The 6,121-nt window shown below is 56.8% G+C and carries 6 protein-coding genes; 4 read left to right on the top strand and 2 right to left on the bottom strand.

The window, feature by feature from the left end; all coding sequences use genetic code 11:
• Nucleotides 1–231 precede the first annotated feature (231 nt).
• The gene (locus tag ACR0BZ_RS09810) at nucleotides 232–1,020 is read left to right on the top strand and encodes a transporter (protein ID WP_170400928.1); all 789 of its coding nucleotides are present in this window, start codon (nucleotides 232–234) and stop codon (nucleotides 1,018–1,020) included.
• Nucleotides 1,021–1,180: 160 nt separating this feature from the next.
• Nucleotides 1,181–1,534 (top strand): phosphate-starvation-inducible PsiE family protein, encoded by a 354-nt coding sequence (locus ACR0BZ_RS09805; RefSeq protein WP_170738391.1) that lies wholly within the window; start codon nucleotides 1,181–1,183, stop codon nucleotides 1,532–1,534.
• Between the two features lie 293 nt (nucleotides 1,535–1,827).
• Here ACR0BZ_RS09805 and ACR0BZ_RS09800 read toward each other — a convergent pair whose 3' ends face one another.
• Together ACR0BZ_RS09800 and ACR0BZ_RS09795 are read right to left on the bottom strand one after the other, a co-directional pair.
• Complete coding sequence (locus ACR0BZ_RS09800) at nucleotides 1,828–2,919, bottom strand: aminomethyl transferase family protein (protein ID WP_480920120.1); 1,092 nt, start codon at nucleotides 2,917–2,919, stop codon at nucleotides 1,828–1,830.
• A 12-nt stretch (nucleotides 2,920–2,931) separates the two neighbouring features.
• Nucleotides 2,932–4,467, bottom strand: coding sequence for a trimethylamine methyltransferase family protein (locus tag ACR0BZ_RS09795; RefSeq protein ID WP_480920119.1), 1,536 nt, complete (start codon nucleotides 4,465–4,467; stop codon nucleotides 2,932–2,934).
• A 134-nt stretch (nucleotides 4,468–4,601) separates the two neighbouring features.
• Between ACR0BZ_RS09795 and ACR0BZ_RS09790 the strand changes: the two genes are divergently transcribed.
• Nucleotides 4,602–5,474: a LysR substrate-binding domain-containing protein gene (locus ACR0BZ_RS09790; protein ID WP_480487819.1), complete on the top strand. Its 873-nt coding sequence runs from the start codon at nucleotides 4,602–4,604 to the stop codon at nucleotides 5,472–5,474.
• A 72-nt stretch (nucleotides 5,475–5,546) separates the two neighbouring features.
• Nucleotides 5,547–6,086 (top strand): dihydrofolate reductase family protein, encoded by a 540-nt coding sequence (locus tag ACR0BZ_RS09785; protein WP_480556440.1) that lies wholly within the window; start codon nucleotides 5,547–5,549, stop codon nucleotides 6,084–6,086.
• The last annotated feature ends 35 nt before the right edge of the window (nucleotides 6,087–6,121 follow it).

Below are 6,121 nucleotides of genomic sequence, written 5' to 3'. Positions count from 1 at the left end.
GGAATTCGTCCGTCCGTTTCAGTCCCATAGTTCGTCTCCTTTGTTGCAATAAATGCTATCAAAGGAGCGGCATCAAACCGCGACACGTCCAGATCACTTCGGGCTGGAACTATGCGATCCGCCTTTATGAGCCGGAGGATGCAATCCTGAACGGCAATTGGACCTTCCCGAAGTTGGAGCCGATCAACTAGGCCACTCGCCCAACCTGCATTTCAAAAGGAGTACACGGCTATGCGTCGATCCCATACTCTTATGGGGCTGCTCTTTGCAGCCAGTGCCGGAACCACAACCGTTGCAGACGAGGCATCCGATCTGGCCCAGGAACTGGCCAACCCGCTTGCGGCAATCGTCTCGGTTCCGTTTCAATTGAACCATGATGAAAATCTGGGCGTCTCTGATCAGGGCTCGCGCACCACGCTGAACTTTCAACCAGTCGTGCCCTTTCAACTGAACGATGACCTTAACCTGATCACCCGAACTATCATTCCTTACATCTGGCAGGAAGACGTTGTGCCGGGCACACGCCAGGAGGGGTTCGGAGATATCCTTTTCTCTGCGTGGTTCTCGCCAATCGGAACCGGGGACATAACGTGGGGCGTGGGTCCCGTTGTGCGCTTTCCAACCTTTAGCGACGTATCGAGTGATACATGGGCTGCTGGGATCACCGGCATTGCACTGCGACAGACCGGTCCGTGGACCTATGGTGCGCTGGCCAATCATCTGTGGGATCTAGAAAGCAACCCCGACACCCCCACGAATGTGAGTTTTGTCCAGCCCTTTCTTGCTTATTCCACCGAAGGCGCGTGGACCTATTCGCTGCAAAGCGAAAGCGCCTATGACTGGGAAACTGATGCCTGGGCTGTGCCTATAAACGCTTCGGTCTCCAAGCTGGTCCAATGGGGGGCGCTGCCGGTCAATCTGCAAGCGGGGGCGGGCTATTGGCTCGAAGCGCCCGAAGTGGGTGCCGAAGGCGTTCGCTTGCGTTTGCAGGCTCAGGTCGTCTTGCCCAGAGGGCGCTGACGTTTGGCTGAAGAACTTTTTATGAAACGTCGAAAATAGGGAGGTCTTGATGGCCGATCAGATGCAACGCAATGCGCAAGCGCATGTCGAGCTTGACCCTGACCATTAGGATCTGATTGTCAGAAGCTGCAATCGGCTCATTCGACACGCCGTTCGGGTGATGTCTTTGTTCATGGTCGTTGTGATCGGATTTGCCGTCATCGACGCCGGTTACTCGTTCTACATCAAGCTTGTAAGTCCACCGGCCCTGATTCTTGACGTCAGTGTTCTGTTGGAGGTTTTTGCGGCCGCGCTTGTTGTGCTGATCGCTATCGAGATTTACACGAATGTCACGCTCTACCTGACGGCCGATGTCATACATGTGAAGCTGGTAGTTGCAACTGCCCTGATGGCCGTTGCCAGAAAGGTCATTACACTCGATACGACGGACCTGGAGCCGCTTTATTTCGTTGGGTATTCTGGACTCGGTCTGGCGTTTGGTGTCACGTATTGGTTGCTGTGGCGTGGCAAGTAGATATTTCAAAGGACGCCTGTATCGACGCTGGCATAAGCGAGATCGCCGACATTAGTGTTTTTTTGAAGCCGCAATCGCCTCCTTATTCAGCCAAAGAAGAAACGCTCGAAAATCTTAAAGAAATCCGGAAGCAGACCTTGGCACCTGCCCGGTGAAAGTTCCCTTTGTCCGCAATCTGTGAGTTCGACGAGGCCCGGAGTTCGCGCTTGCGGCGAATGTACGGAAAGCGGGCTGCAACCGCAGAATTCAGGACTAAGGTCGAACGGCAGGATTGGGCCGGTGCCGATGCCATTCTATTCGTGAGTGTGCGTTTTGTTGGGGTCATAAATAGGTTTGGACACAATTGCGGCGCTAGTGTTGAGACCATTTGCCGAGACGCTCAGCGTGGTCCCGATTGAAAGTCCGGGCTGAACATGGGCGAGGGCAAGAGATTTGCCCATCCGGTGCGAATAGCAGGGGCTGTTGATGGTGCCGACGCGTCGACCGTCTAGCATCAGGGCTTCACCGCCTTCGACCATGTCCGGGTGGTCGATGTCGAGGCAAACGTTGTTGACCTTCTCAGCGCCTTTCGCCGCCATGACCGCCGATTTGCCGCGGAAATCACCCTTGGTGCTGCTCACCGTGAAGCCCAGACCAACCTCCCACGGGGTGTTGTCCTCGGTCATGTCGTAGCCGTAGAACAGCAGGCCCGCTTCGATGCGCACCTTGTCGAGCGCAGTGAAGGAACAGGGCATTACACCTGCCTCGACCAGTTTGTCCCAGATGTCGGTGATCACCGAGCCACCCGCGAAAATCTCGTAGCCGCGTTCACCAGAGTATCCGGTGCGTGAGATGCGGCAAGAATGGCCGAAGAGCGTTGCTGGCGCGTGCTCGAAATAGGACAGAGTGCTCAGGTCGATATCCGTATGCGCGTTTAGAATATCCAGCGACGCAGGTCCCTGAACCGACAGATCATGCAGATCATCGGTGAACTGCACCTCAACATCGCGCCCCTCCGCCGAAGCCTGCAAGAGCGCCATCGTGTCGCCCGAACCATGCACGATCATCCATTCGTCGCCGCCGTTGTTTGACACGATCGCGTCGTCGGCGATGCCTCCCTGATCAGTCAGAACGCATAGATAGACCGCCTTTCCCGGTTTGACCTTTGACAGATCGCGTGAAGTCAGGTGATCGAGTACCGCCTGAGCGTGAGGACCACGCACGAAGACCTTTTTCAAGGGTGACATATCAAACATGCCCGCGCGCTCGCGGACCGCATCGTGTTCGTCGCCCGGATCGGTGTTGTAGGTCCAGGCGGTGCCCATCCCATTCCAATCCTCCAGCCCCGAGCCGAGTGCCGTGTGGCGGGAAGCAAGGGCGGATGTGCGGCTGAGTTCTTCGGTCATGGGTGTTCCTTTCTAGTACCATTCGTCCGGCATCTGTGCCTTGCGCTCGGATACGAAGTCCTCAAGCGCGACTCGGATGTCGGGTTTCATTTCGGGTTGTTGATAGTCGTCCAACATCTTTTGCCATCGCGAGGTGGCGCGTTGATCAGCGGTCAGCGCGCCATTTTCAGACCAGGTCTCGAACGGGCCGGCGTCAGATATCTGTGGCTCAAAATTCGCCGTCGTGTAGTGGCGCAGGGTGTGACTGGTCGACAGAAAGTTCTCGCCCAGATCCGTCTCATAGTAGGCATCCCGGCCAAAGGCCTCGTTATCGGTATCGAAACCTTGCAAGAGCTTCAGCATCGCGCCGCAATGGTCGAGGTCCATGATGAATTTCTCATAAGACATCACAAGCCCGCCCTCGAGCCAGCCCGCTGCATGCCAGACCTGATGCGCACCAGAGAGCAGCGTGGACCACATCGCGCCGGTGCTGTCCTGCATCGCCTGCCCGTCCGGTGCGTTGGACGCGGTGATCTGCCCCCCGCCAGAGCGCACCGGCACGCCCAGCCTTCGACCCAGTTGCGAAAGCGCCATGGTGGTCATGTTCGCCTCGGGCGAGCCAAATGTCAGCGCGCCGGTGCGCAGATTCATTGTCGAGTGGAACGAACCGAAGACCACAGGACAACCGGGGCGCACAAGTTGCGCAAGAGCGATGCCAACCATGGCTTCGGCCAGCGTCTGTGCCGCCACCGCAGCCGGGGAAAGTGGCCCCATGGCACCGGCAAAAATCGCGGGCGACACACAAACGCATTGGCCGGCTTCTGCATAGATGCGCAGGGCCGAAGACATGGTGTCATCATAGATCAGCGGCGAGTTGGCGTTGATATTGGCCTGCATCACTGCGTGGTGTTCCATGGCGTCGCGGCCGAAGACGAGGCGGGCCATTTCGATACTGTCGCGCGCGCGCTCAGGTGCAGTGACAGAGCCCATGAAGGGCTTGGTCGACAGCGTCAGATGCGCCTGCATCATGTCCAGATGCCGCTTGTTCACCGGAACATCTGTCGGCTCGACAACCGTGCCCCCCGAATGGTGCATGGTGGGCGCAAGATAGGCCAGTTTCACGAAATTGCGGAAATCCTCCAGCGTCGCATAGCGCCGACCCTTTGCCAGGTCGCTGACAAACGGCGAGCCATATCCGGGCATCAGCACAACTTTGTCGCCGCCAAGTGTCACGGTCTTGGCCGGATCGCGGGCATGTAGCTGAAACTCAGCCGGAGCCGTGGCACACAGCGCGCGAACATGGCCCGGCTCAAACCTTACACGTTCAAATTCGACCCGCGCGCCCGCTTTTGCGAAGAGATCCAGCGCCGTTTGGTCCCCACGGAACTCGACACCGATCTTGTCCAATATCCAGTCGGCCTGATCTTCGATGCGGGCCAATGCCGTTTCATCTAGCAATTCGTATGCAGGTATCTTGCGGCCAGTGAACGGCGGGCTCTCGCATGGCGCGTTGTGACGGGACAGACGACCCCTGCGCGCGCTGCTGCGGCGACCCTGAGGTGCTGACATGCCTGATGTTGCGTTTAAAGGTTCCAACGCGATCTCTTCGCTTTGTAAGACTGATTGAAGTTTTTGGGTTTAAAAATATGTTTGAAAATCGAAATTTTCTGTCCGCTACGTTCAAATAATTTATACTCATCTTTATGACTGCCCGCTTTCATCACCATGATCTGCTGAGGCTTTTTGCCGAGATCGCACGTCATTCCAGCTTTTCGATGGCGGCTGTGGCACTTAATATGACGAAAGGCGCGATCAGCTATCAGATCAAAACGCTTGAGGCCGATCTGGGGATGAGCCTGTTCCAGCGCACTCCGCGCGGCGTCACTCTGACCGGAGAAGGGTTGAAGCTATTGGCGATCTGCCAGAGCCGATACGAAGAGATCGAAACCGAAATTCAGGTCTTGAAGGGGGTCTCGACCCTCTCTCTGACAGTTGGTGTTTCGACCTATTTCGCGGCGCGCTGGCTGTCGCCACGTCTGATGACCTTCATGCAAAGCCACCCTGATGTGCAGCTTCGCATTCAGCCGATGATCGAATTCTCGGCACATGAATTGCAGGGAGTGGGTCTGACAATCCGATGGGGCAACGGGAACTGGAAAGACGGCATCGTGACACCGTTCATGTCCATGCCGCCCTTTCCAGTGGGCAATCGGGCCGTCGCAGACCTGGTCAACAGGCTGGGCATGCAAGCCGCGATACCGCATCTGACCCTGCTTAGAGATCGCGATGACAGCACCGCCTGGTCCGATTGGCTGAACGCCGCAGATCTGCCCACGCAATCACGGCGGGATGTGTTGATCGTGCCGGACCCGAATGTCCGAGTTCAGGCCGTCATCGACGGGCAAGGGATCGCTTTGATGGATGATCTGGTTCGGGATGACCTTAAGGCGGAACGGCTTTTTCGATTGTCCGAGATCGATTTGTCCGATTACGGATATTTTCTGGTTCAACCCCACAGCGCTGCTTCGAGTGAAGCAGTGAAGGCTTTCTCGAACTGGCTTCTCGGCGAAGCCTGAAAAGACCCTCTCTTGAGTATTCTACCAGAAATTATTATACGATGTATAAATACACTGCAGGAGACTCCGAATTTGCCCACAGGACATATCATGATGGCGATGAGCCTGGACGGCTTTGTCGCGCGGCCCGATCACCGGTTGGATTGGTTAGAAAAGCAACCGACCGAGGATGAAGATCACGGCTTTGTTGCCTTTCAGGACAGTGTCGATGTGATCGTAATGGGCTCGGGCTCTTATCGGACGGTGCGCGGTTTCGGAGCCTGGCCCTATGCCAAACCGGTTGTGGTTCTCAGTCGGACGATGAACGCCGACGACATCCCAGACGATCTGCGCGACAAAGTGGAGGTGTCAGACATGGCACCCGAAGACTTGATGGCAAGCTTTGAGGCACGAGGTTTCAACCGCGTCTATGTGGATGGCGGCGCGATCATTCGCTCGTTCCTGAAGGCCGGGCTGGTGGAAGACATGCGGATCACCCTTGTTCCCATCCTGATCGGTGAGGGCATCCGGATATTTGGCGAGACCAAGGGCGACGTCGATCTGGAACTGGTGTCGGTCAACAGCTTTCCCTCGGGTCTGGTGGACCTCGATTACAGGCTGAAAGCCGCGTGACAAAGGCGTCTTTACCCGGGCGGCCGCCGAAGGCC

This window comes from Ruegeria sp. P8 (genome assembly GCF_056534665.1).
Note: the sequence above shows the minus strand (reverse complement) of the source record. Positions and strands in the feature narration are given on the sequence as shown.